At 62.6% G+C, this 24957-nt stretch carries 25 protein-coding genes; 14 read left to right on the forward strand and 11 right to left on the reverse strand.

Annotated features, from left to right (window positions below; translation table 11 throughout):
• Positions 1-124: 124 nt before the first annotated feature.
• Both modB and modA read right to left on the reverse strand, forming a co-directional pair.
• A complete protein-coding gene (modB, locus tag HNQ40_RS07310; RefSeq protein WP_184677225.1) occupies positions 125-793 on the reverse strand; it encodes a molybdate ABC transporter permease subunit in 669 nt (222 codons plus the stop codon).
• Positions 794-811: 18 nt separating this feature from the next.
• Positions 812-1690, reverse strand: coding sequence for a molybdate ABC transporter substrate-binding protein (modA, locus tag HNQ40_RS07315; RefSeq protein WP_315852768.1), 879 nt, complete (start codon positions 1688-1690; stop codon positions 812-814).
• A 159-nt stretch (positions 1691-1849) separates the two neighbouring features.
• On the opposite strand from modA, the gene HNQ40_RS07320 reads away from it, so the two are divergent.
• A complete protein-coding gene (locus tag HNQ40_RS07320) occupies positions 1850-2287 on the forward strand; it encodes a CBS domain-containing protein (protein WP_184677227.1) in 438 nt (145 codons plus the stop codon).
• 203 nt (positions 2288-2490) lie between these two features.
• The gene (locus HNQ40_RS07325) at positions 2491-3726 is read left to right on the forward strand and encodes a glycosyltransferase (protein WP_184677228.1); all 1236 of its coding nucleotides are present in this window, start codon (positions 2491-2493) and stop codon (positions 3724-3726) included.
• Between the two features lie 19 nt (positions 3727-3745).
• Here the strand turns inward: HNQ40_RS07325 and HNQ40_RS18075 are convergent, their stop codons facing one another.
• Positions 3746-4099 (reverse strand): zinc ribbon domain-containing protein, encoded by a 354-nt coding sequence (locus tag HNQ40_RS18075; protein ID WP_221435412.1) that lies wholly within the window; start codon positions 4097-4099, stop codon positions 3746-3748.
• Between HNQ40_RS18075 and HNQ40_RS18080 the strand changes: the two genes are divergently transcribed.
• The 8 genes from HNQ40_RS18080 (at position 4098) to HNQ40_RS07365 (ending at position 11469) form a co-directional block, all read left to right on the forward strand.
• Positions 4098-4346 carry a hypothetical protein gene (locus tag HNQ40_RS18080; RefSeq protein WP_221435413.1) on the forward strand — a complete coding sequence of 83 codons (249 nt, stop codon included), beginning with the start codon at positions 4098-4100 and terminating at the stop codon, positions 4344-4346. The genes HNQ40_RS18075 and HNQ40_RS18080 overlap by 2 nt on opposite strands.
• Before the next feature lie 115 nt (positions 4347-4461).
• Positions 4462-5058, forward strand: a complete 597-nt coding sequence (locus tag HNQ40_RS07335) for a hypothetical protein (RefSeq protein WP_184677230.1) — start codon at positions 4462-4464, stop codon at positions 5056-5058.
• 114 nt (positions 5059-5172) lie between these two features.
• On the forward strand, positions 5173-6828 hold the full coding sequence (locus tag HNQ40_RS07340) for a flotillin family protein (RefSeq protein ID WP_184677231.1): 1656 nt from the start codon (positions 5173-5175) through the stop codon (positions 6826-6828).
• Positions 6829-6840: 12 nt separating this feature from the next.
• Positions 6841-7464 (forward strand): hypothetical protein, encoded by a 624-nt coding sequence (locus HNQ40_RS07345; protein ID WP_184677232.1) that lies wholly within the window; start codon positions 6841-6843, stop codon positions 7462-7464.
• Positions 7465-7505: 41 nt separating this feature from the next.
• Positions 7506-7919: a secondary thiamine-phosphate synthase enzyme YjbQ gene (locus HNQ40_RS07350; RefSeq protein WP_184677233.1), complete on the forward strand. Its 414-nt coding sequence runs from the start codon at positions 7506-7508 to the stop codon at positions 7917-7919.
• Between the two features lie 52 nt (positions 7920-7971).
• Positions 7972-9021 carry a mechanosensitive ion channel family protein gene (locus HNQ40_RS07355; protein ID WP_184677234.1) on the forward strand — a complete coding sequence of 350 codons (1050 nt, stop codon included), beginning with the start codon at positions 7972-7974 and terminating at the stop codon, positions 9019-9021.
• A gap of 169 nt (positions 9022-9190) precedes the next feature.
• Positions 9191-10090, forward strand: a complete 900-nt coding sequence (locus tag HNQ40_RS07360; protein ID WP_184677235.1) for a type II secretion system protein — start codon at positions 9191-9193, stop codon at positions 10088-10090.
• A gap of 125 nt (positions 10091-10215) precedes the next feature.
• Entirely contained in the window at positions 10216-11469 is a 1254-nt protein-coding gene (locus tag HNQ40_RS07365) for a vWA domain-containing protein (RefSeq protein ID WP_184677236.1), read from the forward strand.
• A gap of 146 nt (positions 11470-11615) precedes the next feature.
• Here HNQ40_RS07365 and HNQ40_RS07370 read toward each other — a convergent pair whose 3' ends face one another.
• The 3 genes from HNQ40_RS07370 to HNQ40_RS07380 all read right to left on the reverse strand — a co-directional run bounded on the left by HNQ40_RS07370 (position 11616) and on the right by HNQ40_RS07380 (position 14059).
• Entirely contained in the window at positions 11616-12713 is a 1098-nt protein-coding gene (locus tag HNQ40_RS07370) for a 3-isopropylmalate dehydrogenase (RefSeq protein ID WP_184677237.1), read from the reverse strand.
• A gap of 114 nt (positions 12714-12827) precedes the next feature.
• The gene (locus HNQ40_RS18270) at positions 12828-13748 is read right to left on the reverse strand and encodes a phytanoyl-CoA dioxygenase family protein (RefSeq protein ID WP_221435414.1); all 921 of its coding nucleotides are present in this window, start codon (positions 13746-13748) and stop codon (positions 12828-12830) included.
• On the reverse strand, positions 13745-14059 hold the full coding sequence (locus HNQ40_RS07380) for a hypothetical protein (RefSeq protein WP_184677238.1): 315 nt from the start codon (positions 14057-14059) through the stop codon (positions 13745-13747). The genes HNQ40_RS18270 and HNQ40_RS07380 overlap by 4 nt, the downstream gene beginning before the upstream one ends.
• Before the next feature lie 148 nt (positions 14060-14207).
• Between HNQ40_RS07380 and HNQ40_RS07385 the strand changes: the two genes are divergently transcribed.
• A complete protein-coding gene (locus HNQ40_RS07385; protein ID WP_184677239.1) occupies positions 14208-15029 on the forward strand; it encodes a helix-turn-helix domain-containing protein in 822 nt (273 codons plus the stop codon).
• Between the two features lie 627 nt (positions 15030-15656).
• Here the strand turns inward: HNQ40_RS07385 and HNQ40_RS07390 are convergent.
• Positions 15657-16037 carry a hypothetical protein gene (locus HNQ40_RS07390; protein WP_184677240.1) on the reverse strand — a complete coding sequence of 127 codons (381 nt, stop codon included), beginning with the start codon at positions 16035-16037 and terminating at the stop codon, positions 15657-15659.
• A 44-nt stretch (positions 16038-16081) separates the two neighbouring features.
• Positions 16082-16894 carry a 6-carboxytetrahydropterin synthase gene (locus HNQ40_RS07395; RefSeq protein WP_184677241.1) on the reverse strand — a complete coding sequence of 271 codons (813 nt, stop codon included), beginning with the start codon at positions 16892-16894 and terminating at the stop codon, positions 16082-16084.
• A gap of 136 nt (positions 16895-17030) precedes the next feature.
• On the opposite strand from HNQ40_RS07395, the gene HNQ40_RS07400 reads away from it, so the two are divergent.
• Positions 17031-18074 (forward strand): tetratricopeptide repeat protein, encoded by a 1044-nt coding sequence (locus HNQ40_RS07400; protein ID WP_184677242.1) that lies wholly within the window; start codon positions 17031-17033, stop codon positions 18072-18074.
• Here the strand turns inward: HNQ40_RS07400 and rfaE2 are convergent, their stop codons facing one another.
• The 3 genes from rfaE2 to HNQ40_RS07415 all read right to left on the reverse strand — a co-directional run bounded on the left by rfaE2 (position 18075) and on the right by HNQ40_RS07415 (position 21414).
• The gene (gene rfaE2, locus HNQ40_RS07405; RefSeq protein WP_184677243.1) at positions 18075-19544 is read right to left on the reverse strand and encodes a D-glycero-beta-D-manno-heptose 1-phosphate adenylyltransferase; all 1470 of its coding nucleotides are present in this window, start codon (positions 19542-19544) and stop codon (positions 18075-18077) included.
• Positions 19545-19622: 78 nt separating this feature from the next.
• Positions 19623-20756 carry a tetraacyldisaccharide 4'-kinase gene (lpxK, locus tag HNQ40_RS07410; protein ID WP_184677244.1) on the reverse strand — a complete coding sequence of 378 codons (1134 nt, stop codon included), beginning with the start codon at positions 20754-20756 and terminating at the stop codon, positions 19623-19625.
• Positions 20757-20760: 4 nt separating this feature from the next.
• Complete coding sequence (locus HNQ40_RS07415; RefSeq protein WP_184677245.1) at positions 20761-21414, reverse strand: Maf family protein; 654 nt, start codon at positions 21412-21414, stop codon at positions 20761-20763.
• A gap of 116 nt (positions 21415-21530) precedes the next feature.
• Between HNQ40_RS07415 and HNQ40_RS18605 the strand changes: the two genes are divergently transcribed.
• Both HNQ40_RS18605 and HNQ40_RS07425 read left to right on the forward strand, forming a co-directional pair.
• A complete protein-coding gene (locus HNQ40_RS18605; protein ID WP_184677246.1) occupies positions 21531-23126 on the forward strand; it encodes an AAA family ATPase in 1596 nt (531 codons plus the stop codon).
• 94 nt (positions 23127-23220) lie between these two features.
• Entirely contained in the window at positions 23221-24918 is a 1698-nt protein-coding gene (locus HNQ40_RS07425; RefSeq protein WP_184677247.1) for a hypothetical protein, read from the forward strand.
• Positions 24919-24957 lie beyond the last annotated feature (39 nt).

Genomic DNA, 24957 nt, shown 5'->3' on the forward strand with positions numbered 1-24957 from the left:
GGTTCCACCCCTGCACCCGTAAGATTTTCACTCCTCACTCCTCACTCCTCACTCCTCACTCCTCACTCCTCACTCCTCACTCCTCACTCCTCACTCCTCACTCCTCACTCCTCACTCCTCGCGCTCACCAACGCGTCGGCCCACCGCCCAACAGTTTCCGTAATCCCAGCGCCGCAAACGCCAAGCCCACCGCGATGACAGCCAACCCCGCCGCGGTCGCGTCGCCGCCGGGGCGCTGAAGTGACGCGTAGATCGCCAAGGGCAGCGTCCGGGTCTGCCCCTCGATATTCCCCGCCACGATGATCGTGGCTCCGAACTCGCCCAGCGCACGGGCGAACGCCAGCAAGCAACCCGCCGCCAACCCGTGCCAGCTCAACGGCAGGGTCACGCTCCAGAACGTCCGCCACCGCCCCGCCCCAAAGGTGTGGGCCGCCTTTTCCAGGTCCCGGTCCACCCCCGCAAAGGCCACCCGCAGCGTCAGCACCAGGAACGGAAACGCCACCACCGCCTGGGCGATCGCCGCCCCGACCCAGGTGAACACCACCCCGTCCCCGGGCAACACGCCTCCCAACGGCCCGGAGTTGCCCAGCAGCTTCAAGAGCACGTACCCCGTGACCACCGGCGGCACGACCACCGGCAGCATCACCACCAACTCGACCAACCCCTTGCCGCGAAACGACCGCCGGGCCAGGACCAACGCCAGCGCGACGCCGGGGGCCAGGCACAACACCACCGCCGCCGAGGCGCAGAGCAGCGACAAGCCGACCGCCGAGATGATTGCTCCGACATCCATCACCACGACGATAGCAGGTCAGCGCGGCACCGAATCGAATCCCGCCTCGGCCATGCGTTGTTGGGCGGGTTCGCGGCGCAGCCATTCCAGAAGCCGCGTTCCGCCGGGCGAACCATCGACGACGCCCGCCGTGACGACGATCGGATCGTGGCCGGCCGGATCGACGAGGCACAGCACGCCGAAACCGTCGCCATCCTGAATACCCGTGAGGTCGCTGCGGTAGACCACCGCCGCACCGACGTCTCCGGACAACGCGTAGCGAAGCGCCGCCCGGACGTCGGCTGTGGGGATCAGACGCGGTTCGACCTCGTCCCATACCCCGGCGTGGCGGATCGCCTGCTCCGCGTAACGCCCGGCCGGGACCGAGGCGGGGTCGCCGATCGCGATTCGGGCAAATCGCGGATCGCGGAGTTGAGCGAGTTCGATGGGCTCACCCCGCCCGACGATCACCAGACGATTCCCCGCCACGTCTTCGATGTCGCTAGGCAAAACGCGTTGTGCCTCGATGAGCGGGTCCATCCATTGCGGGTGGGCGAGGATGACAAGATCTGCCGGAGCTCCTTCGAGCACCTGCCGGGTCAACGTCCCCGAGCCGGCCAGATTGAGCTGAAGTTCGACGCCGAGTTCGCCTTCGATCGAGAGACGAAGGGATTCGAGAACGGGCCCCAAACTCGCCGCCGCCGAGACCCACAGTACGTCAGATTTCCGCCGGTCTTCGCCGCATCCCGCCAATAAACTGCAGAGACACAGAGAGGTGCCTAGCAGCAAATACCTACAAAACAGGGGCTTACCGGCCAATTGTGGGGAGCGATATTTAGGCAAACGCGAGCCACACAAAACCATTGCGACAAAATGTCCGATAACGCCAAAGTGATTGTGACGAAAAAATCCTTGCATTGAGACCTATGACAACCTTAACATGGGGACGTTCGCCTGCTCATATCACCGCCGATTCTCGGCGTCAAAATTTAGTCTCACTTCTTGTTTCGTCTCTATTCATTTTCAGCTTTTCAGCGCAGATAAGTAAACACATCTTGCTTTCCGAAAGGTTTACACATGGCCAATGTGCAAACAATTGTTTCTCGTAAGGGCGCGGCGGTCCTTACCGTAGGGCCCGAGGCCAGCGCCCTGGACGCTTCCAAGCTCATGAATGAGCACAAGATCGGGGCCTTGGTGGTGTTGGAAAATGACCGCGTCAAGGGGATGTTCACCGAGCGTGACGTGCTGCGGCGCATCGTGGCGGACCAGCGTGACCCTGCGGTCACCCCGGTGGGCGATGTTATGACGGTCGATGTGGTGACCTGTTCGCCGGATATCGAGATCGACTGCGCCCGCAACATCTTTATGGAAAAACGCATCCGTCACCTCCCGGTGCTGGATGCCCAGGAAAAACTCATCGGCCTGATCTCCATCGGCGACCTCAACGCCTGGGAACTCAACGGTCAGGAAATGAAAATCGCAGCATTGGAGGAATATCTCTACGGCACGATCTAGCATCACGCCGACACAAGCATTCGCAACCCCCGTTAACGCGGGGGTGGCGGGTGGGGCCCGGGGGTCCCGGCCAATGGGAGGAACCGGGATCTAGAACGCCTTTCGAGCGTTGAGCCAACTGGTCTTGCCGCCGCCTACGATGGTGGCGAGGCCGAAAGCGGTTTGGGGGACAAACCGCGGGCTCCGTTCGGAGGCGTTTTTTTATGCTCGTCTGGCTCCCCATCCTGCTGTCCGGCGTCGCGGGACTGGCCGCACTGGTATGGGCGTACATCAACTACGGCGGCTTCGGCAAATCACTTCGCTATCAACTGCCCCAGCCGGGCGACCCGGAAAGCGAAGACACCCACCAACATGCCCAAGCCCTGCCGGGCGTCGCGTTGTTGTCGCCCGGCCGAGACGAAGCCGACCACCTGCCCACGGTCATCCCCGAGTGGTGCGAGCAGGAGTACCCCAACCTGCGTGTGGTCTTCATCGACGACGCCAGCACCGACGACACCCCCACCATCACCGCCGAGCTATCCGAGCGCTACCCCAAGCTGCTGGTGGTTCGTAACGAGCAAGAACCCCCACCCGGTTGGATGGGTAAGTGCTGGGCGGTGCATCGGGGCTACGAAGCGCTCCAATCCGAACTCCGGAATCAGCAATCCGATATCGAGTGGCTCTGCTTCACCGACGCCGACATCCATTGGCACCCTCGGCTCCTGCGTACCGCGATCGAGCACGCTCAGGAACACGACGCGGACCTGCTGGGCGTTACGCCGACCCTCCGTTTTGGCAGTGCCGGTGAAGCGATCGTGCAATTGCAACTGGTCCTTGCGTTGGGTTTGATGCTGCCGTTTGAGAAAGCGATGGACCCCGACTCGCCGGTAGCGCTGACGGGTGGCGCGTTCATCCTGGTGCGCAAGAAGTTCTACGACGACATCGGCGGGCACACCGCCGTCAAGGGTGAGATGGTGGAAGACCTGAAGATCGGGGCGGCACTCAAGGCCGCAGGGGCCAGACACCGTGTCGCCACGGCCGGGGAGTTGCAGTGGTGCCGGATGTACAACGGATGGGCCGACATGTGGGAGGGCTTGACGAAGAACGCCTACGCGGGGCTAGGCCACAAGTGGTGGGCCGCGGCCGGGGTGATACTCGCCACGCTGCTGCTTAACGTCGGCCCGGTGCTGTATGTGTTGGCCAGCGCGTTGTGGTTGGCGGTGGTGCCAGGATGGCTGCCGGGAGTGACGCTGGTGGTCTCGCTGCTGACGGTCGCGTGGCAGGCGCGGGCGCTCAACGCGGGTCGGAAGTTGATGAGTATGCCTTGGCCTTACGCCTGGACGCTACCGATCGGAAGCGCCATCTACGCCCTGATCATTGCCGCGAGCGTGTGGCAGTACCACACCAAGGGCAACGCCTGGAAGGGGCGGCGGTATTCCTCAGCTCATGCCGGGGCGTGAGTCCAAAGCCACCCCAATGTCATGAGGGTTGCGCCAAACTCCGGCCACAGTTGTCGCAGAATTTCGCGGAGAAGTCGTTGGCCGTTTGGCAAGACGAGCACTTGATCTCGGTCGGCTGTTGGCGCGGGAGTTCGGTGCCGCACTGGTCACAGAACTTCGCGTCGGGCTCGTTCGGGTCGTTGCAGGCCGGGCAGTCAACGCTCTCCTGCGTTGTCGGTTTAGGGATGTCTTCGGTCAGGCCTTCCTTCAGCGCGGCGGCGGCGGTGGATACGACCGCGTGGACGCCGGGCTTGGTTTCCTCAGCCAGGTAGTTGAACGTGTCCTTGCCGACCGGTGCCATCTCGCTGGCCTGGTACCGAAGCAATGAAGACATGAACCCGGCACCGGTGATCACCGTGCCAAAGAACATCAACGGCATCCCCACAAAGCAGCACCAGAAATACTTCGGGGGGCCGGACCCTCCAAACGCGGAAAAAAAACTAACCAACCCGATAGCCATGAATGTCAAACCGGCGACCAAAACCATCGGCCCGACCACGCGCAGCACGTTGCGGATCGGCTTGTGCGTCTCGCGGATCAATCCCGGGTCTTGGGGTCGTCGGTCGTATCTCATCAAGTAACAAGATAACCGCCGAGTTGCGGCAGGCCGAGGAGTTCTTGCCTCGGAATTCGCATGCCTGCGAACCGGCGGGCTGGTATCCTTGGGTGTCTTAATTTTAGGGGACACCTCTCTTGATGAAATTTCTCGAACTGCTTCTGGACTGGCAAAACCTACGACTCGACTTCGGCGTTGACGCGGTGATCTATGCCGCGCTCGCCCTGGCGGGCACCGCCCTGTTCGTTCTGCGCCTGGGCCTCTCGTTGCTCTTGGGTATCGGTGACGAGATGGACTTCGACACCGGCGAACTCGAGCACGGCGGCGGTTTTCCTTTGATCTCGCTGCTCTCGCTCACCGCGTTCTTTATGGGCGCGGGCTGGATGGGCCTGATCGCTCGGGTCGACTGGGACCTGTCCCCGACCCCCGCAGCCTTTGCGGCGGGTGGCTTCGGGTTCCTGCTCATGCTGCTCTCGGCGAGCCTGATGTTTGGCGCTAAACGGCTGACGCAGGACGTGACGTACGACGTAAAGACCGCCGTTGGGCGGACCGGCCAGTGCTATATGGCGATCCCCGCCAAGGGCGAAGGCAGCGGCCAGGTGCGTGTCAGCGTGTCGGGCCGATCGATGATTGTGAACGCGATCTCCAATGGCGCTGCGATCGAAGCGTTCAAGGACATCACCGTTGTTGATGCACGTGACGACGAAACCCTGATCGTGCAACAGGCCGGCGGTTAACCCCGCCGCAGCAACGGGACTCCGTATTCAACATCCTTCAGCCCTGCGACGGCGATTGCCCATAAGCTCAAGCATCTGAAAATCCAATCCACGTTTTAACCAGGGGTCTATTACATGACTGCATTAAATTTATTGACGCTAGCTCAGTTCGACGAGGTCACCGAGGGCCTGCGTATCGGCCCACTTATTCTGATCGCGCTGATCGTACTCGTTGCGTTTGCCGCGTTCGCGTTCGTGGTGAAGCGCTACAAGCGCTGCCCTTCGAACCGCATCCTCGTGATCTACGGTAAGGTCGGTGGGCAACGCGCCGCCAAGGCGCTGCACGGCGGCGGTGCGTTCGTCTGGCCGGTGATCCAGGACTGGGCGTTCCTCAGCCTCGAACCGATGACCATCGATATTGAGCTGACCAGCGCCTTGTCGAAGAAGAACATCCGTGTGGGTGTGCCCTCGACGTTTACCGTGGGTATCAGCACCGAGCCGGACATCATGAACAACGCGGCCGAGCGTCTGCTGGGCCTGCGGGATCAGGAGATCGCCGCCCAGGCCCGCGACATCATCCTCGGCCAGATGCGTCTGGTCATCGCGACGTTGACGATTGAAGAGATCAACCAGGACCGTGAGAAGTTCCTGGACCTCGTGAACAAAAACGTGAACTTCGAACTCAATAAAGTTGGTCTTTACATGATCAACGTGAACATCCGTGACATCACGGATGAGAGCGGCTACATCGAAGCACTCGGTAAGAAGGCCGCGGCTGAGGCGATCAACCAGGCGAAGATCGATACCGCCAACGCGGACCGCGAAGGCGCGATCGGCACCGCGAACGCCGACAAGGAACGTGAAGTCCAAGTCTCGGCGCAGGTCGCCGCGTCGAATATCGGCCAGAAGCAGGCCGAGCGTGACCAGCGGATCCGCACCGCGGCGCTCGAGGCCGAGGGCATCAGCGGTGAGGCGAACGCCCAGCGTGAACAAGAGATCGCGATCGCCGAGCAGAACGCCATCGCGATCCAGGGCAAGAAGCAGGCCGAGGCCGATCAGCGGATCCGCGTCGCGGCACTCGAAGCCACATCGGTCGAGGGCGAAAACAAGTCCAAGGCCGAGATGGCGGCCTACGAAGCGACGCTCGCCGAGGCCCGCGCGGAAGCCCGCCGCCGCGGTGACGTGGCCCTGGCCAACGCGAGCAAAGACGTCCTGATTGCCGAGAAAGAAGAAGAACTCGCCCGGATGGAAAAAGAGGTCATCGCCCGTGAGATGATCGAACGGCAACAGATCGAGATCAACGCCGAGGCCGAGGCCGAGCGTGTCCGACGCGTGGCCCGGGGTGAAGCCGACGCCGTGCTGGCCAAGTACAACGCCGAGGCCGAGGGTCTGCGGAAGGTGCTGGACGCCAAGGCCCAGGGCTACCACAACCTGATCGAGGCCTGCCAGTCCCGCCCGGACCTGGCCCCGAGCCTGCTGATCATCGAGAAGCTGCCCGAGCTGGTGGCCGAGCAGGTCAAGGCGATCCAGAACCTCAAGATCGACAAGATCACGGTCTGGGACTCGGGTGCCCCTGGAAACGGCGACGGTTCCACGGGCTCGACCGGCAACTTCCTCAAAGGCCTCATCGGCTCGCTGCCCCCGATCCACGAACTGGCCGACCAGGCGGGCATCGACCTGCCCGAGGTGCTGGGTAAGGTCCAGGCCGAGCCGGCGAAAAAGACTCCATCGGAATCGGCAAAACCTAAAGCAGAGCAGGATACCGAGCCCGGGCCTTCCACCCAGGCGTAAACGGAGTTTTAAATGCCGGTCAGTGAATCGCTAATTCCACACCGGAAAAGAATCGAGTTTGATCCGGCGCAACTTCATATACAGGGAACCTCCGCCACGAATTTTATCTGGGCGGAGGTTTTTCATGACGGTTCTGATTGCTTGTTACAACCAAGCCGACGGATGGTTGTGTCTGCCATCGTGTCGTCTGCTGTAGTCGGTGCGATTTTCATCGCTGCGGGTTGGGCGGCGAATAAGTGGATGTCAGAGCCTGAAGAAATGTTGTTCTGGATAAAGCTGATGGGCGTTTTTACGGTGTCAGTTATGTTGAGTATTTATGCGGGCACACACTATGTGTTGCGTCAGAGAGGCCCGTGGTTATCGGCGAACCTGAAGGATCAAACACTTCATAGCCGGATCGCGCGTAAGACATGGCCTTTGGATCAAGTCGATGGGCTCATCGTGCTCGAAGGTCAGCTTAGTATCAGCAACACGCGGCACGTGATGCAGGAAATCAAGGTAGTGGTCTCAGGTCAGGTGTTTCACGTCTACTCTCAGGCCAAAATGATGCGAATTAACGTCAAGCGGACTGCGCGCCGCTTTGCAGAAATCACGGGGTTGCCTGTTGAATACGTCAACCTATCAAAGCGTGGATAGCTTATTGATATTCAGAAACGCGAGTGAGTGAGTTTCATCAGATGCACCAATCGATCCTTTCCCTGACCACCCATGGCCAAGGCACGACCGAGATCACCCACCTGGTCCGCGACATCCTCCGCGACTCGGGCCTGAGCACGGGGACGGTTAACGTGTTTTGCCAGCACACGTCGTGTTCTTTGGTGTTGATGGAGAACGCCGACCCGTCGGCCCGCCAAGACCTGGAAGCTTACATGTCGAGGCTCGTGCCCGAAGACGAGCCGTACTTCGTGCACACCGCCGAGGGCCCGGACGATATGCCGTCGCACATCAAGATGGCGTTGACCCGGACCAGCGAGACGATCCCGTTTGCGGATGGACGGTTGCTGCTGGGAACGTGGCAGGGGTTGTTCTTGTGGGAGCACCGCGATGCTCGTCACACGCGCCGGTTGGTGGTGACGGTGACCGGGGAATGACAACGTGTTACTTCGGTGTCGCCTTGTGATGCTTTACACTGAGGATTAGGCCATGCTCGACCAACTGCTCCAATTGATCCCCAAGGCTCTCCCCTTCACCGCGGTGCTGTTGGCGATGGCGTTGACGGTCACGTTTGCCCATTGGGCCCTGCTGCGACGCGACCCGCTTCTGGGTTACGAAGCGAGGCGGTCGCGGCAGCTTGTCCTGCTTGCGGTGGTCGCGGTGTGCGTGGTGCTGACGATCATCGCGTTGCCGTTGCCCGTCTCGACCCGTGAACAGCTCCTGTCGCTGGTTGGCCTGGTGACCACAGCGGTCATCGGCCTGTCGTCGACCACATTCGTCGCCCACGCCATGGCGGGCTTCATGCTCCGGTCGACCAAAAGCTTTCACGTCGGCGACTTCCTCAAGATCGGCGATCACTTCGGCCGGGTCACCGAGCGGGGGCTGATGCACACCGAGATCCAGACCGAAGACCGCGACCTCACCACCCTGCCCAACCTGCACCTCATCACCCACCCCTACACCGTGGTCCGTGCGTCGGGCACGATCGTCTCGGCGGAGGTCGGCCTGGGCTACGGCGTCCACCACGCCGTGGTCGAACCGCTGCTGCTCTCGGCGGCGCGGCAGATCGGCCTGGGTGAGCCGTTCGTTCGGGTGATGGCTCTGAACGATTTCAGTGTGACCTATCGGGTCAGCGGCCTGCTCAAAGACCCGCAGCAGATGCTGACCACCCGCTCACGCCTGCACAACGCGGTGCTCGATACCCTGCACGGCAACGAGATCGAGATCATGTCCCCGACCTTCATGGTCCAACGGCCCCAGCCCAACCACAGCTCCGAAATCCCCGAATCGGTGCGGAAAAAAGACCGGGTCACGCCCAAGGCCACCGCGGAAGACGTGGCGTTCGACAAGGCCGAAGCCGCGTCGGAGAAGGAAAAAGAAGTCCTGACGCTGGCCGAGAAAATCAAAAGACTTGAGGGCGAGCTCCGCGAGGCAGACTCCGACCAGAAGCCGCAAATCTCTGAGAAGATCGAGCAGCTCAAGGAGCGGGCCGAGCAGGTGGAACGAGAGCGGAACGGGGATGAAGGCGATGCCAAATAGCCTAATTTTACCTTGGCGAGTGCCGAAACACACTTTTGGTGTTGAGGCTAGACGCCGCGGGTTTGCAACCCGATATGTGCTAAATTTCTGTTTTTCTATCCCAAATCAGAAAAATGATGTAATTTAATGAAGTCTGTAGAGAGATAAACAACATCCGGGAAGGGTTCCGATGGGCATGCGAAATACAGGATTGGAAACGCCGTCAACACGGCCTGGCTTTACCTTGATTGAATTGCTGGTCGTCATCAGCCTGATTGCGTTGATGATGGGGCTGCTACTGCCAATCCTCGGCAAGAGCCGCCGTGCCGCGATGGCGGGGGCATGTCTCTCGAATCAGCGTCAACTGATGGTTGCCATCGAAACCTACACGATCGAGAACAAGGGGAACTACCCCAGCCGACTCCCGACCACGGCGGCAGGAGCGGTCTACGCGCAATCAGAGCCGACTATTACCTACACCCAAAACGGAGAAGAGCTCCAGGGGATCGAGTTGCCCCCGCTCAAGCCGGCCCGGCCCAAGTCGTGGGTGGCAGCTGCGAATAGCAAGCTTCACACCATCAGCATGAGCATGACGGTCTACAAACAAGACTACAAGCGTTTCTATCCGCGCGTGGATGCCCCTGAATTTGTCTGCCCGGCGGATGAAGACCCGGTTGGTCCGACCTACGGCGGATGGATGCCCGACGAAGCGATCGACCGGAGCTACGTGTTCAACGGGTTCAACGACTACAAGGCCAATTCACGGAACTGGGTTAATCAGCGTGACCGCTGGTCACTGCCCCAAGACCTATTGACTGAACCGTCGGCGACCGCCACGCTCAGTGAGAAGAAGTCCGGGCTTTCACTTGCTCATCATTTCCACGTCGACATTTTCGACGAATTTGATCCGGTCTCGATTCTCGTTCAGGACCGCCACGACAGCGGAGCCACCCACACCTTCGCCGACGGCAGCGCCAAACTCCTGGAGCCTTACGCCTCCTCTTGGCCCGTCAATCTTTGGGGGATCACTAAGGCCGTGCGTCTCGAGTTCAATTATCAGCCTGACGATCTGGGTTACAACTTGCAGTAAGGCTGGGGCCGAGTTCATCGGCTCTTACAGGTTCCATAAATTTTGCTCGACCCCGGGAACTCCAGCGTTACCGGTGCGTCTGACATCGGGTTGACACTGTCTATTCCAAGCACAGGAGCCCGGTTATGAAATTCTCACGTCGTCGATCGTATGGGTTGGTTTCGGGATGTTTGCTGGGTGCCTGCCTCGGACTCACACCGCTGGTAGGCGCAGACGATGTCACCATCATCATTGAGAAGCCGGTCCACCCCATCGTCCCTGCACCCCCCGAGGCCGTGCCGCAGACGCCGCCTTTCGCGGGTGTCCGCCCCGCAGTGGATCTGGCGATCCTGCTGGATACCTCGAACTCCATGGACGGCCTGATCGATCAGGCCCGCAGCCAACTCTGGTCGATCGTCAGCCAGTTCGCCGCCGCCAAGAAAGCCGGGCAGACCCCGCACCTGCGCGTGGCGCTGTTCGAATACGGCAACACCAGCCTGCCCGCCACCGAGGGCTACCTCCGCCAGGTCGTCCCGTTCACCGACGATCTGGATGCCGTCTCCGAAGCGCTCTTTGCGCTGACGACCAACGGCGGCGACGAGTACTGCGGCCAGGTCATCGACGAAGCAATCACCCGCCTCGATTGGTCGCAGGAACCCAACGCCTACCGCACGATCTTCATCGCGGGCAACGAGCCGTTCACCCAGGGCAGCGTCGACCCGGCCGAGGCGTGCAAGCGCGCGATCGAAAACGGCGTCATCGTTAACACGATCCACTGCGGCTCCTACGACGCGGGTCTGCAGGGGCAATGGAACATGGGTGCCCGCGTGGCTGAGGGCGAGTACCTCAACATCGACCAGGACCGCGTGGTGATCGATATCGAGTCCCCCCACGATCACATCATCATCAAACTCAACGCGGAGCTGAACGAGACCTACCTGTGGTACGGGGAAGAGGCGGATATGTATAGCGCCAACCAGGTCGCCCAAGACAGCAACGCCTCGTCGGTGGGCCAGAGTATCGCGTTGGAGCGGGCGAAGGCCAAGGCGTCGGATGCCTACAGCAACGTTGGCCGTGACCTGGTCGACAGTTTCGGCGGCGGCTTTGGCGGCCGGGTCTATGCGGACGGTTTTGCCGAGCTGGAAGAAGAGGCCTTGCCCGAAGCGATGAAAGACATGGATGCGGACGAGCGGTGGGCGTTTGTGCAGGAAAACGCGGAGAAGCGAGCCGAGCTCCAGAAGCAGATCGCCGAGGCAACCTCGAAGCGTGAAGCTTTTGTCGCCGAGGAACGCAAACGGCGAAGCGAATCAGCGGGTGAAGCGACATTGGGCGACGCGGTGTTACAGGCGATCCAGAAACAACTCGCCGAGGCGGGCTACGATATCGAGCCGACACGGTGAAATAGGCCTAATGACAGAGAGTACGGCTGGCCGCAACTCTTCTCTGAAGGTGGTTTCCACCGCCGCTCGATTAGTGATAGGCGAAACGAAAAAACCCGCAGGTGTCTGTTTGGCACCTGCGGGTTTTGTATTTGACGGAAGTTTGATTACAGCACGTCGATGACCATCTGCCCAATTTCAGTGGTCGAGTAACCCGAGCGGTCCAGCGATTTGCCGGCGAAGTTGGGGGTGACGGTTTGGACGGCGGCGCCGATCTTATCGCCGGCCTTGACCGCGGCGTCGTTGCCCTTGATCCGGCCGACTTCGCGGAGAAGCAGGCCCATCGAGTCGATCGCGGCGATCGGGTTGGCGATGTTTTGGCCGGCGATGTCGGGGGCGCTGCCGTGGACGGGTTCGAACATCGAGGGGCCGGTGCCGTCGGGGTTGAGGTTGCCCGAGCTGGCGATGCCCATGCCGCCGGCGATGGCGGCGCCGAGGTCGGTGATGATGTCGCCGAACATGTTGGGCACGACCACGACGTCGTACACCTCGGGCTTGGCGACCATGAACATGCAGCACGCGTCGACGTGGTGGTAGCCGGTCTCGATCTCGGGGTACTGCTCGGCGACCTCGTTGAAGGTGCGCAGCCAGGTTTCGCCGGCGAAGTTCAGGACGTTGGTCTTGTGCACCAGCGTCAGGTGGCCGCGGTAGCCGGCAGCCTTGCGGGCCTTGGCGGTCTCGAAGGCGTAGCGGACGCAGCGCTCGACGCCGTGGCGGGTCGCGACCATGGTCTGGTTGGCGACTTCGTGGGGCGTGCCCTTACGCATGATGCCGCCGAGGCCGCAGTAGAGGTCTTCGGTGTTCTCGCGGACGCAGACGAAGTCGATCTCTTTGGAGGTCTTGTCCTTCAGCGGCGTGTCGATGCCGGGGTAGAGCTTGACCGGACGCAGGTTGATGTACTGATCCATGTCGAAGCGGAGCTTGAGCAGGATGCCCTTCTCGATCACGCCGCCGGCGAGGCGGGGGTCGTTGGGCTGGCCGCCGACGGCGCCGAGCATGATGGCGTCGTAGCCGCGGAGCGTGGCGATGTCTTCGTCGGTCAGCACGTGGCCGGTGTCGAGGAAGTGGGCCGCGGAGAAGGGGAAGTCCGTCCGGGCGTAGTCGAGGCCGACGGCCGGGGCCACGGCGTCGAGAACAGCGAACGACTGGTCCACCACTTCGGGTCCGATGCCGTCGCCGGCGAGGTTGGCGATTTGAAGGGTCATAGCGTTTTCTCTCGGGGATTCTGGGCCGAACAGTGTACGAGATTCAGCGGGAAACGAAAAAGCCCTCGATCGAGGCGACCGAGGGCTTGGAGGAGCAGTGGGTTTTGAGCCGGATCAACCCGGCAGCGGCGTGTAGCCCTGGCCCGGTGTGTTGCCGGTGCGGGTCCAGTACATGTTGAGGTCGAACGTGGGGTCGCCGGTGATCTCGCGCCAGAGCTTGACGCGGTTCATCATCTCGATGCGGTTTTCCACGCCCATCCACGGCTGGGACCGGCGGAGGATCGGGACGACCTGTTTCATCGTCTCGGGGTCGGCCAGGTCATCGGTGTTCCACAGCTTGAGCTGGCGGACCATGGGGTTGAGGCGGAGCTTGAACATGTAGCGTTTGCTGTCGGTGCGGTTGGCCCGGCCGGCGTGCCAGAGGTCGGTGTGCCAGAACACGATGGTGCCGGCCTTGCAGACGGTCTGGACCTGGCCAAGCACGTTTTGGTATCGGCCGATGGTCGAGACGTGCACCTTGCGGAAGTGTGAGCCGGGGACGAAGAGCGTCCCGCCCATGTCAGGGCCGATGTCGTGGGGGAACAGCGAGATCTGGATATCGAAGCCCGACGAGCGTGGGTCGATCTCGGCGTCCTGGTGCAGGCCCTGGTGGCCGTTGTCCGGGCCCTTGCGCATGTGGGGGCAGTGGTGGTCGTAGCGCGGGTGCGGGCCGACGAGGCTTTCGATGATGCCGCGCACCGCGGGCAGGCGGAAAATCTTGCCGGCAGCCAAAGGCTCGGGCCAGATCTCGTCCCACTGTGCACCTTCGGTTTCGTAGGGGCCGTACAGGCCGGCGTTGAGCTCTTCCATGAGCTGTTCGCATAGGTCCTTGGGGATGAGCTCATCGAAACGCAGGAAGCCATCCGAAACGAAGTCGGCCATCTGCAACGAGTTGAGCAGGTGCTCCTTGCCCAGCGACCGCTGGGTCATGGGGAGTTGGCGCATCGCTTCGTGCTCGGCGTTGGTGTCGGCGGCGGGGGTCAGAGTTGGTTTCACAGGGACACCTCTTCCAATTTCTCGAGGATGACTTCGAATTTCAGATAGTCCAGGTCGAACTCCCTGCCGGTGGGCGGCGCGGTGAGCGGCGAAACCTGGAGGACACGCCAGCCGTCACGCATCGCGGCGAGGGCCGAGGTGTACGGCGGTTCGGGGTCGTCCATCTCCGGCGGATCGGTGGTGGTGCCGTCGTAGTTGCTCCACGCGACGACCGCGCTGCTGAGGCTGGAGTTGGCCAGGTAGAGGAACAGCAGGTTCTGCCGGAGCCCGGTGGTCGGGCCCGCCGGAGCGGGAGTAGGGGTTGTGATCATGGGGTGCTCGTCAGAGGAAAGTGAAACCTTCGGGACATACACAAAAGATACCCCGATACACCGATTTGGCTATGCCTCGAAGGGAGAACCTTGTATCTTTTTCCGTGTTGGATGTTTTGGATGGGGGCATGTATCCGAAAGTCATGACATGGACCCATTTGAGATATTGAATCACTGCCGGCTGATCTTACGCTGGCAGAACCACGTCCAGATCGGCACGCGTTGGCGGTATCAGGGGATGCGCAGCACCTATTGGCGGCTGTACATCCACAGCGCCGACGGCGCAGCGGCGGATGTCGAGGGCGACCGGTATCCGCTCGGGCCCGGGTATGTGCACTTCCTCCCGGCGTGGATGACGTTTGATTACCACGCGAGCCGGGAGCTGATGCAGTTTGTCTGCCACTTTGAGCTGGCCCGCTGGACCCCCCGAGTGACCAATCGCTTGGCGCCTCGGCCGGTCTCGCTGGAGCTCGACTCGGCGATGCAGTCCAGTTGGGATGCGATCCTGGATGGCTACGAGCAGGGTGCGGGCAAATCCCCCGCGACGTGGATGCGAAGCCACGCGCTGATCAACGCGGCGCTGGCCTCGTGGATGGACCAGTTGGGTGAGCAGGAGGTGGCCGAGGGGCTGCACGCCGTGGCGGGGCAGCATGTGGTGGAGCCGGCGTTGTCTTACATCGAGGCGAACCTCGGCGAGCCGATCGGCAACGACGAGCTGGCCGAGCTCTGCCACTACAGCACCGACCACTTCGCCAAGGTGTTCCGCCAGGTCGTCGGGCAGACGCCGGGCCGTTACATCGCCGAACGTCGCATCGCCGCCGCGGCGCAGGACCTGACGTTCACCGATCGTACGATCGACGACATCGCCGAGTCGTTCGGCTTTGCAAACCGCTTCTATTTTTCCCGTGCCTTCAAACGCCAGGTCGGCGTTCCGCCTGCGGCGTATCGCGCGAACCAGCGGTGGTGGTAACGCTATTGACCCTTCGTAACAACAAGGGAGAGCCGGAAGCCCATGTTTGATGAGCAGGACATCCCGGGGAAAGACCAGGTCGTACGAAGCCCTGATAAATCGTACCCGTGCCCTGGCTGTGGGTACGACATGCGGGCCACGATTCGTCAGCGAGGCGGCTTTACTTGTCCGGAGTGTGGTGGCCACTGGAATGACAAGCAGCTTGAGGAGCACGCCAATAAACGACATTTAACCATAGTAGTTTTACTGGCTTGGATACTTGGTATGCCATTTCTTTACGGGTTTTGTCTTGCATTCAGCTGTCTTTGCATCATCCCATTAAGCGATATAAAGCCAGAGCCTATTGTCTGGTTAGTATTCTCGATCCAACTTGTAGTGACGTTGCTTTTAGTCGGTTTGATGAACTGTGACATGGCGGGCAGATGGGCCTGCCGAATGCAAAACAATCCGGTTTATGGCGGAGTACGTTCCGGAGGGTGGTTTTGGTCGACGTTGATTGGGCTGACAATAATTCAGACGAGTTTTACGTATATCTATCCGTTAATTGGTTTGAGAGCCGCCCAAATAGTGGTCGGTAATTGACTATGGGAACTCGTATATGAAGTTGCAGATTAGTGTTTTGGCTATTCACCACCCTTTATCGTCATCCGGGTTGTCGTCATCATCCCCCGGTTCCCAGTCCTTGCCGTAGAGCTCGTCTTCGTCGAGGTCGTCGGTGTCCTGGTAGTCATCGCGGGGCGAGGGTTCGACTTCCACGCGGTCGCCGGCCTCTTGCCAGAGATCGGTGTGGGGGCCGGCTTGCTCTCGACGCGCGTCGCGTTCGGCTTCGAGTTGAGCGATGCGTTTGTGGAAGTTGCGCCACGCCGCGAGCATCGCGACGATAAGGAGGATGCCCACGATCCCGATACCCACGATCAGGATCAGGCCGAAGCGGTACGCCTGCATGCGCTCTTCGGGGGTGGGTTCGTTGGGGTCAGCGACGGCGGCGAGGAGAGTGAGGAAATGCACGCCATCAGTGTAACCCGATGCACCGAAATACGGAGGTGTTTCGGTTACCTCTCGGGGCCGCGGTAGGTGCACACCGTCTTGCCGGTTTCCCAGACGCTGACTTCGTCGAGCTTCGCCCCATCGGGCAGTTCGGCGAGGCCTGGCGTGAGGTAGTCCCACACCACCCGCACGATGTTTTCGACCGAGGGGTTTTGCTCGGCAAACTCGGGCACGTCCACGTTCAGGTGTTTGTGGTCCAGCCTCTCGATCACGTGCTGATCGACCACCGCGTCGAGCGCCGCGGGAGAGACGGTCTGTCCGTGGGCATCGATGGGCGCCCCGACCACGACCTCGACACGGTAGTTGTGGCCGTGCCCGGCGGGGTTGTTGCACTTGCCGAAGGTCTGGCGGTTCTGTTCGTCATCGAACTCGGGGACGTGCAAACGGTGGGCGGCGGAGAACTCGTACTGCTGCTTGATGAGGATGGTGTCCATGGCTTGGTTCTCGATGACTAGGGCGAGCGTCGGGGTGAGCTGCAGGGCGAAGTGGTGGACCGTGTGGTTCAGGGCGGGGGCGAGGGCGGTGAACAGGTCACGCATCAGGCTGCCCATCGCGACGTTCATCGCGGCCTGTTCGTCGGCTATGGCACGGCGCATCCGGGGCAACACGTGGTCACGCACCGCCGTGTCGATTTCTTTGATGTTGATGAAGTAGCCCGTCTGCGGGTCGGCCAGGCCGCGGCAGACGACCTGCACCTCGTAGTACCGCCCCAGCCCACGCATCGCCGGCCACGACGCGAAGGTGTTGTCGCGTGGCGAGTCGTCGTCGCCGGGGTCGGGCGACAGGCAGAAACGGACGGTGCGGGAGAGTTCGAGCATTGGTGCGAGTATAGGACGGGAAATGACGCCTGGTTGTCTGAGACGAACGATCCGAGCATGAAGCGTCAGCAGGTGCAACCCCGCTCGTGAACGCGATGCACTCGCTTACGCGTCGTGCTCGGTTAGCCTATGCGTTATGAAACGAAATCTGCTGATTCTCGCGGCTGCGGCGGCGTTGCTGCTGCTGATGTTTGGGATATACCGCTCGACCCTGCCGACCTCCGCCCTGTTGTCGCCGGAAGAGGCCCAGACCCAGCTCGAAGACCTCGCGGCGCGGTTCAGCGCCGCCATCGAGAACGAGCGGGATGTTCAGCCGCTGCTCGAGCCGGTCGACAAGATCGTGGCCCAGCAGCCGGGCCTGCGTGACGGCCAGAAACTGCTCGGCCAGATCCACGCCCAACTCGGGGATATCCAGCCGGCCTACGACGCGTTCGCCGCGGCCCTCATGATCGACCCGAATGAAGCCCACCTGCAAAACCTCGCGGGCACCGCGGCGATGATGCTCGACGACGTGACCGCCGCCGAGACCCACCACCGGTTGGCAGCTCAGCAATCCCCGGACGATCCGGTGCTGCTGGTTCCTTTGGCCGATGTGCTGCTCAAGACGCAGCGCTGGGATGAGGCCCGCAACATCCTGCTGCGCGTGCTGGAGCTGGACTCGACGCTGCACCAGCCACATGCCGCGCTGTCGGACGTGTACGCCGGGCGTGGGGAAGAAGGGGACGATGTCCGTGCGATCGATCAGATGGAAAAGGCGCTGTCGAAGCTGCCGTTGACCGCGGAGTGGGCGGAGCAGCGTGTGGTGTATGCCCGGAAGCTGGCCCGCCTGTTTTCCGAGCGGGACGAGCCGATGGAAGCGATCGCGGTGTTGGACTCGCTGTCGCCCGAAGCGCGGTTCTCGCCCGATGTGTTGCGGGAGACCGCGGAGTATCTCGAGGCGAACGGGCAAGTGGTCTTGGCGGGACTCCAGTACGAGATGGCGCTGAAGGCCCGGCCGACCGAAGCCGACTACGCCGCCGAATCGGCGCTGTGGTATCTCAAGGGCGGGGACCGAGGCGCAGCCCAGAGCATGATGGAGCGTTTGGAATCGATCGATCCACGCCACATGACCCTCGAGGTGCTCCGGACAAGATTCAATGTCGAGTCGGTTGCACCGGGGCCGGGGACAGACGCGGAGTGATTAATCTTCCGCGGGGGAGATCTTGCGGATGATGTTGGTCGTGCTTCGGCCTTCGACCAGGTCGATAAGTTCGACCCGGCCGCCGTGGGCTTCGACGACCTCGTAGCCGACGACGGTTTCGCGGGTGTAGTCCGCTCCCTTGGCGAGCACGTCCGGCTTGATCGCTTCGATGAGGTTGATCGGCGTGTCTTCGCCGAACACGACGATGTAGTCGATGCTCTGCAGCTCGCTGAGCACCATGACGCGGTCGGCCTCGTGGTTGACCGGGCGGTCTTCGCCTTTGAGGCGCTTGATCGATTCGTCGGAGTTCAGGCCGACCACGAGCAAATCACCATGGGCTGCCGCGGCGCGGAGGTAAGCGACATGTCCCGCGTGGAGGATGTCGAAGCAGCCGTTGGTGAAGACGATGGACTTGCCTTGCTCGCGGTACGCCTCGAGCTCGCGGTAGAGCGCTTCGGGTGGGCGGACTTTGCCGAGCTTGTCGTGGTGCAGCGTAAGCAAGGCAAGAAGCACCTCGTCGATCGGGATCGGCACGACGCCCGACTTCTCAACCTCAAGCCCGGCCGCGACGTTGGCCAGCGCGACCGAATCGACCCAGGGCACATCGTTCGCTCGCGCCGCGGCAAGCATGGCCAGGACCATGTCACCTGCGCCGGTCACGTCGTACACCGAGCGTGCGACCGTGGGCACCGTGTGGGTCTTGTCCTGATCGTCGAGCAACAAGGCGCCGGACTTGTCGAGGGTCAGCACGACGTGGGTGAGCTCGAGTTCGGCCTTGAGTTTCTCGGCCATCGCGTGCGGGTCTTCGACGCCGGTGGCGAGCTGAGCCTCAGTGCGGTTGGGGGTGATACACGTCGCACCGCGATACTTGCGGTAGTCATTGATCGCCGCGGGGTCGACGAAGACAGGGATGTCTTTCTTTTGGGCGATGGCGATCAGCCCCTGACACAACGGCTCGGTCAGCACACCCTTGTTGTAGTCCTCGAGGCAGAGCACATCCGCGCCCTCGAGCAGCAGCTCGGCCTGTTCGAACAGCGCGGTGGTCTGCTCGGCGGTGATGGGGGCTTTGTCCTCGGTATCGAGGCGAAACATTTTTTGCGGGTGGCGGTGTTGGGCCAGGCCGACGATGTTGTGCTTGACCGTGGTGGGGCGCTCGCCGGAGGCGACGAGGCCCGAGGTGTCGATGCCGGCGTTTTGCAGGGCCATCGACAGGGTTTCGCCGGGCTCGTCGTCACCGATCAGACCCAGGCAGGCGACATCGCATTGCAGCGCCGCGAGGTCGAGGCAGACGTTGGCCGCCCCGCCGGGCATGGACTCGGTGCGTTGCACGGCGAGTACGGGGACCGGGGCGTCGGGCGCGAGCCGGTCGGCGTTTCCGTAGGCGTAGCGGTCGAGCATGAAGTCGCCGGCGACGACGACACGCTTGGTGGCCCAGCGGTCCAGGTGGTTGATGAGGTCGGCGTGAGACATGGGTGTATGTTACGGCTTCCGATCCGAGCACGAAGCGTGAGCCAGTGCATCGAGCCGGATACCGTCGAAGTCACGCGCTTACGTTTCGCGCTCGGTGGGTTGTGGTTCGGGCGAGCCCGCCGCTTCGGCGATCGCGTGATCGACCGCCTCGCCGCCGTCGATGAACTGCATCTGCACCACGGGCCGGAAGATCGGGAGCGTGGACTTCACGCCGCCGGCTTTCTTGCGCCATTTCACCCAGTCTTTCTCGGTGATGATCACGGCGTCGGCGCCGCGTTCTTCGGCCGTGTGGAAGACGCCGGAGATATCGGTGCGGTTGTAGTTGCGGTGGTCCTCGAAAACGATGTGCCCGACGCACTTCCCCGCAACCTCGCGCATGGACTTCTCGAAATCGCTCGGGTTGCCCACGCCGGAGCAGCCCAACACGGTTTTGTTGGCCAGGTATTCGACCGGGAGGTCTTTGTAACCCTGCCGCATGTTGGCCCAGTGGTGCCGGGCGTGGGCCAGCGGAGGCCGGCCGGTGAGGCGCTCGATGCGCTGGTCCAATTCGGCCAACTCGTCGGGGTCCACGCGGTCGGCCCGGGTGACGATCACCTGGTCGGCCCGCTTGAGGTTGCCGATCGGTTCACGCAGCAGGCCACGAGGCAACACCCGCCCGAAACCGAACGGCACGCTCGCATCGACCAACACCAGATTCAGGTCGCGGTGGGCCCTGCGGTGTTGGAACCCGTCGTCGAGCACGAACACCGAGACTTCGGGACGATCGGCCAAGACGTCGCGCGCGCCATCGATTCGGGAAGGGTTGGCCATGACCGGGACATCGCCGCCCAGCGAGCCGCGGAGGACTGCGGCTTCGTCGCTGCCCTTTTTGCTTTCGAGGCCCGCGGGTTCATAGCCGCGCATCAGGACCGCGGGTTGGTGACCCATCGCCTGAAGCCGACGTACCAATTCGATAACCATCGGCGTCTTGCCCGTGCCGCCGGCGGTGATGTTGCCAACACTGATGGTTGGTCGGCCGAGCGGTTTCGATGGCATGACGCCGAGGTTGTACAGCGTGTTTCGGACGCCGGTGGCGAGACGGTACGGAGGCGTGCCCAGGTTGGTGACCAGCCGCAGCCCGATGGCGAGGGGGTCACGGGCCTGCCCGGACATGATGCCGTGGAGACGATCGGACTTGGGGATTCGTGGGAGGAGGCGTCGGCGGCTGCGCATGAGATCAGTCGGTTGCGGTTGGATGCGGTTCGCGTGGGATGCCCAAAGCGGTCAGAAGCGGAGTGAGTCGATTCATGGGCAACCCCATGACGGTGCCGGGGTCACCCTCGACCGTGATGGGCCAGCCCGCGTCTTGCCGTTCCTGGAGGTTGTACCCCCCCGCCTTGCCGACCCACTGGTCGGTGCCGACATAGCGTAGCAACTCGTCCTCGGGGACCTGACCCAGGTTCACGCTGGCGGTGTCGACGAAAGACTCGATGGTGCCGTCGGGCAGGCGGAGGCAGACGCCGGTGGCGATGGTGTGACGACGCCCCACCAGGCTTTGGAGCATGGCCAGGGCCTGGTCTGGGGTCTCGGGCGTACCGATGAGCTTGCCGTTTGGAGCCACGCCCACGGTATCGGAAGTGAGGATGACGCTGTTCGGAAACTGCGAGATCAGGCTGTCGGGCAGTTGGGCCGCTTTATGCTCGGCCAAATACAGCGCGGCCTCGGGGCCTTCGGGGACCTGATCGAACGCCTGATTGGGGTCGGCGGGGTCCTGAAAGTCCGGGGTGATTTGATGCGGTTTAAATCCTTTTTCACGCAACAATTGCGCTCGCCGGGGGGATCGGCTGGCCAAGAGTAAACGCGGTTCATTGGTCGGGGATGCGTCGGACAAGGCGGGCATTGTAGGGTCGGGGCTCCTAAACCCAAAAAACCTCAAGGTTTCCCCCACTTAACCCCGATAAATCCGAGGGTGGGTGGCTCCCTTTCACGGACGGAAGGCTATCAGACGTGCGCACGATCGCGATTATCAACCAAAAAGGCGGGTGTGGGAAAACCACCACGTCGATCAATCTCGCCGCTGTTCTCGCGTTGAAAGGCCACCGAACGCTCCTCGTGGATATGGACCCCCAGTCGCATTGCGCGCTGGGCCTTGCGGTTCCCGACACCCAGATCGAACGCAGCACCGCCGACCTGCTCCGCCACGGGCTGGACGGCTCGATGTCCGTCGGTGACATCACCTGGCAGATCAGCCGTGGGCTGGACCTCGCTCCCTCGTCCATGGACCTGGCCGCGATGGAGCAGCAGCTCGCCGCCGCCCCCGACAAAGACCGCCGGCTGGTGCAGGTGCTTTCGACGGTCCAGGACAAATACGACTTCTGCATCATCGACTGCCCGCCCAGCATCGGCCTGCTGACGTTCAACGCGTTGCGGGCCGCCGACGAGGTGCTCATCCCCGTGGAGACCGGCTACTTCGCGATGCAGGGTTCGGTTCGACAAGAACAAACCATCGACATGCTCGTCCGCCGCGTCGGCCACAAGGTGCGCTTCCGCGTGCTGCCGACGATGTACGACGTGCGGACCAAGCTGGCCCGCGAGATTCTTGGGGAACTCAAGAAGCATTTCGCCGAGCGCGTGCTCCCGCTGGTGATCAACTTCAACAGCAAGCTCAAGGAAGCCGCGAGCTTCGGCCAGCCCATCACCGAATACGACGCCGCGTCGCGTGGTATGCAGGACTTCGAGGCCCTCGCCGAGTGGTTGCTCACCAACCCCCCCGCCGCCCCGGTGTCGTTCGCCCCGCAGGAAGACGCGACCATCGAAAACGGCGAGTTGGCTCAGGCTCAGATGCCCACACCCGAAACCACCCGCACCCTCAGCAGCCAGGCCCCGGTCCCCGCGCCGGCCAGCCGCAGCAGCAACCCCGCCTTGAGCCGTGCCGCCGAGCTGGTCGAACGGGCCCGCGCCTTGTCCGCCCGCACCGCGAGCCTCGCCGAGCGATTCAAAGAAGACCCCGACCAGGACGCCTTCGCTCAGCCGATCGCGCCGCCCCCGCAAACACCTACTCCGCAGGCTGATCCGCTGGCCCCAGTGGAGATTCAACCCGCCGCCCAGGTGCCCACGCCCACGGTTCGCCCCGATCTGCTGCCGCGTTCGACCCCCGCCCCGGCGGTTGCCACGACCCCGGCCTCGCCCGAGCTGAGCCCCGCAGCCGCCGCATCAGCGCCGAGCTCCAACGGTGCCGCGACCCTCGCGCCGCAGGCACCCGCGCAGACTCAGGCCGTGGAATCGCTCGAAGAAAAACTCGCCAAGCTCTACGGCGTCCGCAACACCACCCGCGGAATCCTCTTTGTTCAACCCGCCGACACCGAACTGCCCAACGAAGGCAACCTCGCGATCGCCGGCGACTTCAACAACTGGAACCCCTCCCAGACCCCGATGACCAAGGACGAAAACCTTGGCGTCTGGCGGGCCTGCGTCAACGTCCCCCCCGGGCGTTACCGCTACCGCCTGGTGAAGAACGGCCAATGGGTCCAGGACCCGTTCAACCGCACCGTGGAATCCAACCCCTTCGGCGAGTTGAACAACATCATCGAGATCAAAGCCTAAAACAGAAGTGATGAGTGACGAGTAAACACCGATGAGTACATCCCGATCGAATCGCACTCATCACGGTTCACTGTTGACTCATCACTAAAACCTCATGGACGAGAAAACCAACAACACACTCGATGCCTTGGCCGAACTGTTCCTCACCGAGGACCAGCCGGGCGGCGACGCGTTGTCCGGCCCCGCCCCGATCAAGATGCGCCCCAAGGCCGCTCAGGTCGCCCGGCCGTCGTCCATGAACGAGCCACCCGATCCCACCCTCGGCGAACTCGACGAGCTCACCCAGGAACTGCTCGGGGATGCCGCCGCGCTGTTGGCGAGCTACCAGGACACCGATCACACCGCGAGCGATTACCAGCAGCCCCCAGCCGACACCCCGGCTCACGATGAAGACGGGCCGAAGCTGCGGCTGGCGGGCGGAGAAGATGATTCGGAATCGAGCGACCGGTCGAGCGGGAGGCCGCAACCGATTATCGGTGTGGCCGAGGCCGTGGTGCTGGGCAACCTCCCCGGCATGGCCGGTCCCTGGCTGACGCAGTACGGCCAACTGCTGGCCCAGCAAGACGGCGCGGTTGCGATCCTGCACGTGGATACCGACAGCATCGATCTCGAAGTGATCGAACCTACTCAACACGATGCCTCGAACGACCCGGCCGCGGCGGCGTTCCGAGGCCCGAGCCTCCGGGTACCGCCGGGCGGTTTTGCGGGGCGTGACATGATCGCGGTGTTGGAGCAGCTGTGCCGATCCCGCGTCTTGCCGGTGCGGACGATCCTGTTGCACATGGACCCGACGCCCGAGGCGTTGCCCCGTCTGTTGGACCTGGACTACTGGACCCTGCTTAGTGGCGCGGACGACGCGGCGATCGTAGCGGGCTACCGGTTGCTCAAATCGCTGATCGAATCCGATGACGAAGCCGCTCGTGCCCATGTCGGCCTGATGGTGGTGGGTTCGGATAAAGACGCGGGGCAGAAAGCAGCAAAGAAGCTGCGATCTGCCGTGGCGAACTTCCTGCATACGCCTGTCGAACTCATCGGCTACCAGCAGAAGATGATTCCTGCACGCTGCCGCACGCTCGGCACGTTTACCGAACTCCAAACCCTGTGGCCGCGCTTGATCGATTGGCTGTCGAAGCTCGAAGCCCCGACCGTCGATCCCGCTACCGACGTTCAACCCGAACGCGCGCCCGTGGTTTCGGCCATCGATACGTTTGAGTCCGCAGAGGATGTCTCCGCCGCTTCAGAAGCGACGCACGCCACGCTGCCGCCGCTCGACGAGCCGGTCGAGGTGCAAGCCACCCCCGAACCCAAGCCGTCTTCGGATACGCCCGCCTGGGAACTCACGCCCGAGCCCACCGACGCCCAAGAAATCGATCTGTTCAGCCTGATCGATTCGGACGCCCGTGCCGCGGCCTCGATCCCCGGCGGCCTGGCCCTCGAAGCCCGCTGCCCCAGCCAGCCGCACACCCAGCTCGCTCTGGATTCCATCGGCCGGCTGCATCTGTTGCACCGTCACGATTCGGCCGAAGGCGACCCGCCCACGCCGAAGGAAGCGATCGTGGAACTCGTTGCGGTTCGTGACTGGGCTCGCCAGCACCGCCAGCTGCTGCAACTCACGGAGCGCGGCCGCCGCTTCGACCCGGATGCCGACCCCGTGCTGCACCTGTTCACCGACCGGGCCGACCTCTCGGTCAACCTCGTTGCCCGCCTGGGCGATCTGCTGAAGCTGCACCTGTTGCGTGATGTGGCGGTCGGCGACGAGCGGACCTTCTTCTGCACGCCGCTCTCGGCGTAAGCCCCGGCGCTATTCCAAAACTCATCTGAAGTGGTTACT

The sequence above is a fragment of the Algisphaera agarilytica genome (assembly GCF_014207595.1).
GTDB classification, from domain to species: domain Bacteria; phylum Planctomycetota; class Phycisphaerae; order Phycisphaerales; family Phycisphaeraceae; genus Algisphaera; species Algisphaera agarilytica.

Excerpts from the sequence above, each read along its gene's own strand:
- modB (WP_184677225.1), bottom strand. The coding sequence starts at position 793 with ATGGATGTCGGAGCAATCATCTCGGCGGTCGGCTTGTCGCTGCTCTGC.
- modA (WP_315852768.1), bottom strand. The coding sequence starts at position 1,690 with ATGCAAGGATTTTTTCGTCACAATCACTTTGGCGTTATCGGACATTTT.
- HNQ40_RS07320 (WP_184677227.1), top strand. The coding sequence starts at position 1,850 with ATGGCCAATGTGCAAACAATTGTTTCTCGTAAGGGCGCGGCGGTCCTT.
- HNQ40_RS07325 (WP_184677228.1), top strand. The coding sequence starts at position 2,491 with ATGCTCGTCTGGCTCCCCATCCTGCTGTCCGGCGTCGCGGGACTGGCC.
- HNQ40_RS18080 (WP_221435413.1), top strand. The coding sequence starts at position 4,098 with ATGAACCCGGCACCGGTGATCACCGTGCCAAAGAACATCAACGGCATC.
- HNQ40_RS18075 (WP_221435412.1), bottom strand. The coding sequence starts at position 4,099 with ATGTCTTCATTGCTTCGGTACCAGGCCAGCGAGATGGCACCGGTCGGC.
- HNQ40_RS07335 (WP_184677230.1), top strand. The coding sequence starts at position 4,462 with ATGAAATTTCTCGAACTGCTTCTGGACTGGCAAAACCTACGACTCGAC.
- HNQ40_RS07340 (WP_184677231.1), top strand. The coding sequence starts at position 5,173 with ATGACTGCATTAAATTTATTGACGCTAGCTCAGTTCGACGAGGTCACC.
- HNQ40_RS07345 (WP_184677232.1), top strand. The coding sequence starts at position 6,841 with ATGCCGGTCAGTGAATCGCTAATTCCACACCGGAAAAGAATCGAGTTT.
- HNQ40_RS07350 (WP_184677233.1), top strand. The coding sequence starts at position 7,506 with ATGCACCAATCGATCCTTTCCCTGACCACCCATGGCCAAGGCACGACC.
- HNQ40_RS07355 (WP_184677234.1), top strand. The coding sequence starts at position 7,972 with ATGCTCGACCAACTGCTCCAATTGATCCCCAAGGCTCTCCCCTTCACC.
- HNQ40_RS07360 (WP_184677235.1), top strand. The coding sequence starts at position 9,191 with ATGGGCATGCGAAATACAGGATTGGAAACGCCGTCAACACGGCCTGGC.
- HNQ40_RS07365 (WP_184677236.1), top strand. The coding sequence starts at position 10,216 with ATGAAATTCTCACGTCGTCGATCGTATGGGTTGGTTTCGGGATGTTTG.
- HNQ40_RS07370 (WP_184677237.1), bottom strand. The coding sequence starts at position 12,713 with ATGACCCTTCAAATCGCCAACCTCGCCGGCGACGGCATCGGACCCGAA.
- HNQ40_RS07380 (WP_184677238.1), bottom strand. The coding sequence starts at position 14,059 with ATGATCACAACCCCTACTCCCGCTCCGGCGGGCCCGACCACCGGGCTC.
- HNQ40_RS07385 (WP_184677239.1), top strand. The coding sequence starts at position 14,208 with ATGGACCCATTTGAGATATTGAATCACTGCCGGCTGATCTTACGCTGG.
- HNQ40_RS07395 (WP_184677241.1), bottom strand. The coding sequence starts at position 16,894 with ATGCTCGAACTCTCCCGCACCGTCCGTTTCTGCCTGTCGCCCGACCCC.
- HNQ40_RS07400 (WP_184677242.1), top strand. The coding sequence starts at position 17,031 with ATGAAACGAAATCTGCTGATTCTCGCGGCTGCGGCGGCGTTGCTGCTG.
- rfaE2 (WP_184677243.1), bottom strand. The coding sequence starts at position 19,544 with ATGTCTCACGCCGACCTCATCAACCACCTGGACCGCTGGGCCACCAAG.
- lpxK (WP_184677244.1), bottom strand. The coding sequence starts at position 20,756 with ATGCGCAGCCGCCGACGCCTCCTCCCACGAATCCCCAAGTCCGATCGT.
- HNQ40_RS07425 (WP_184677247.1), top strand. The coding sequence starts at position 23,221 with ATGGACGAGAAAACCAACAACACACTCGATGCCTTGGCCGAACTGTTC.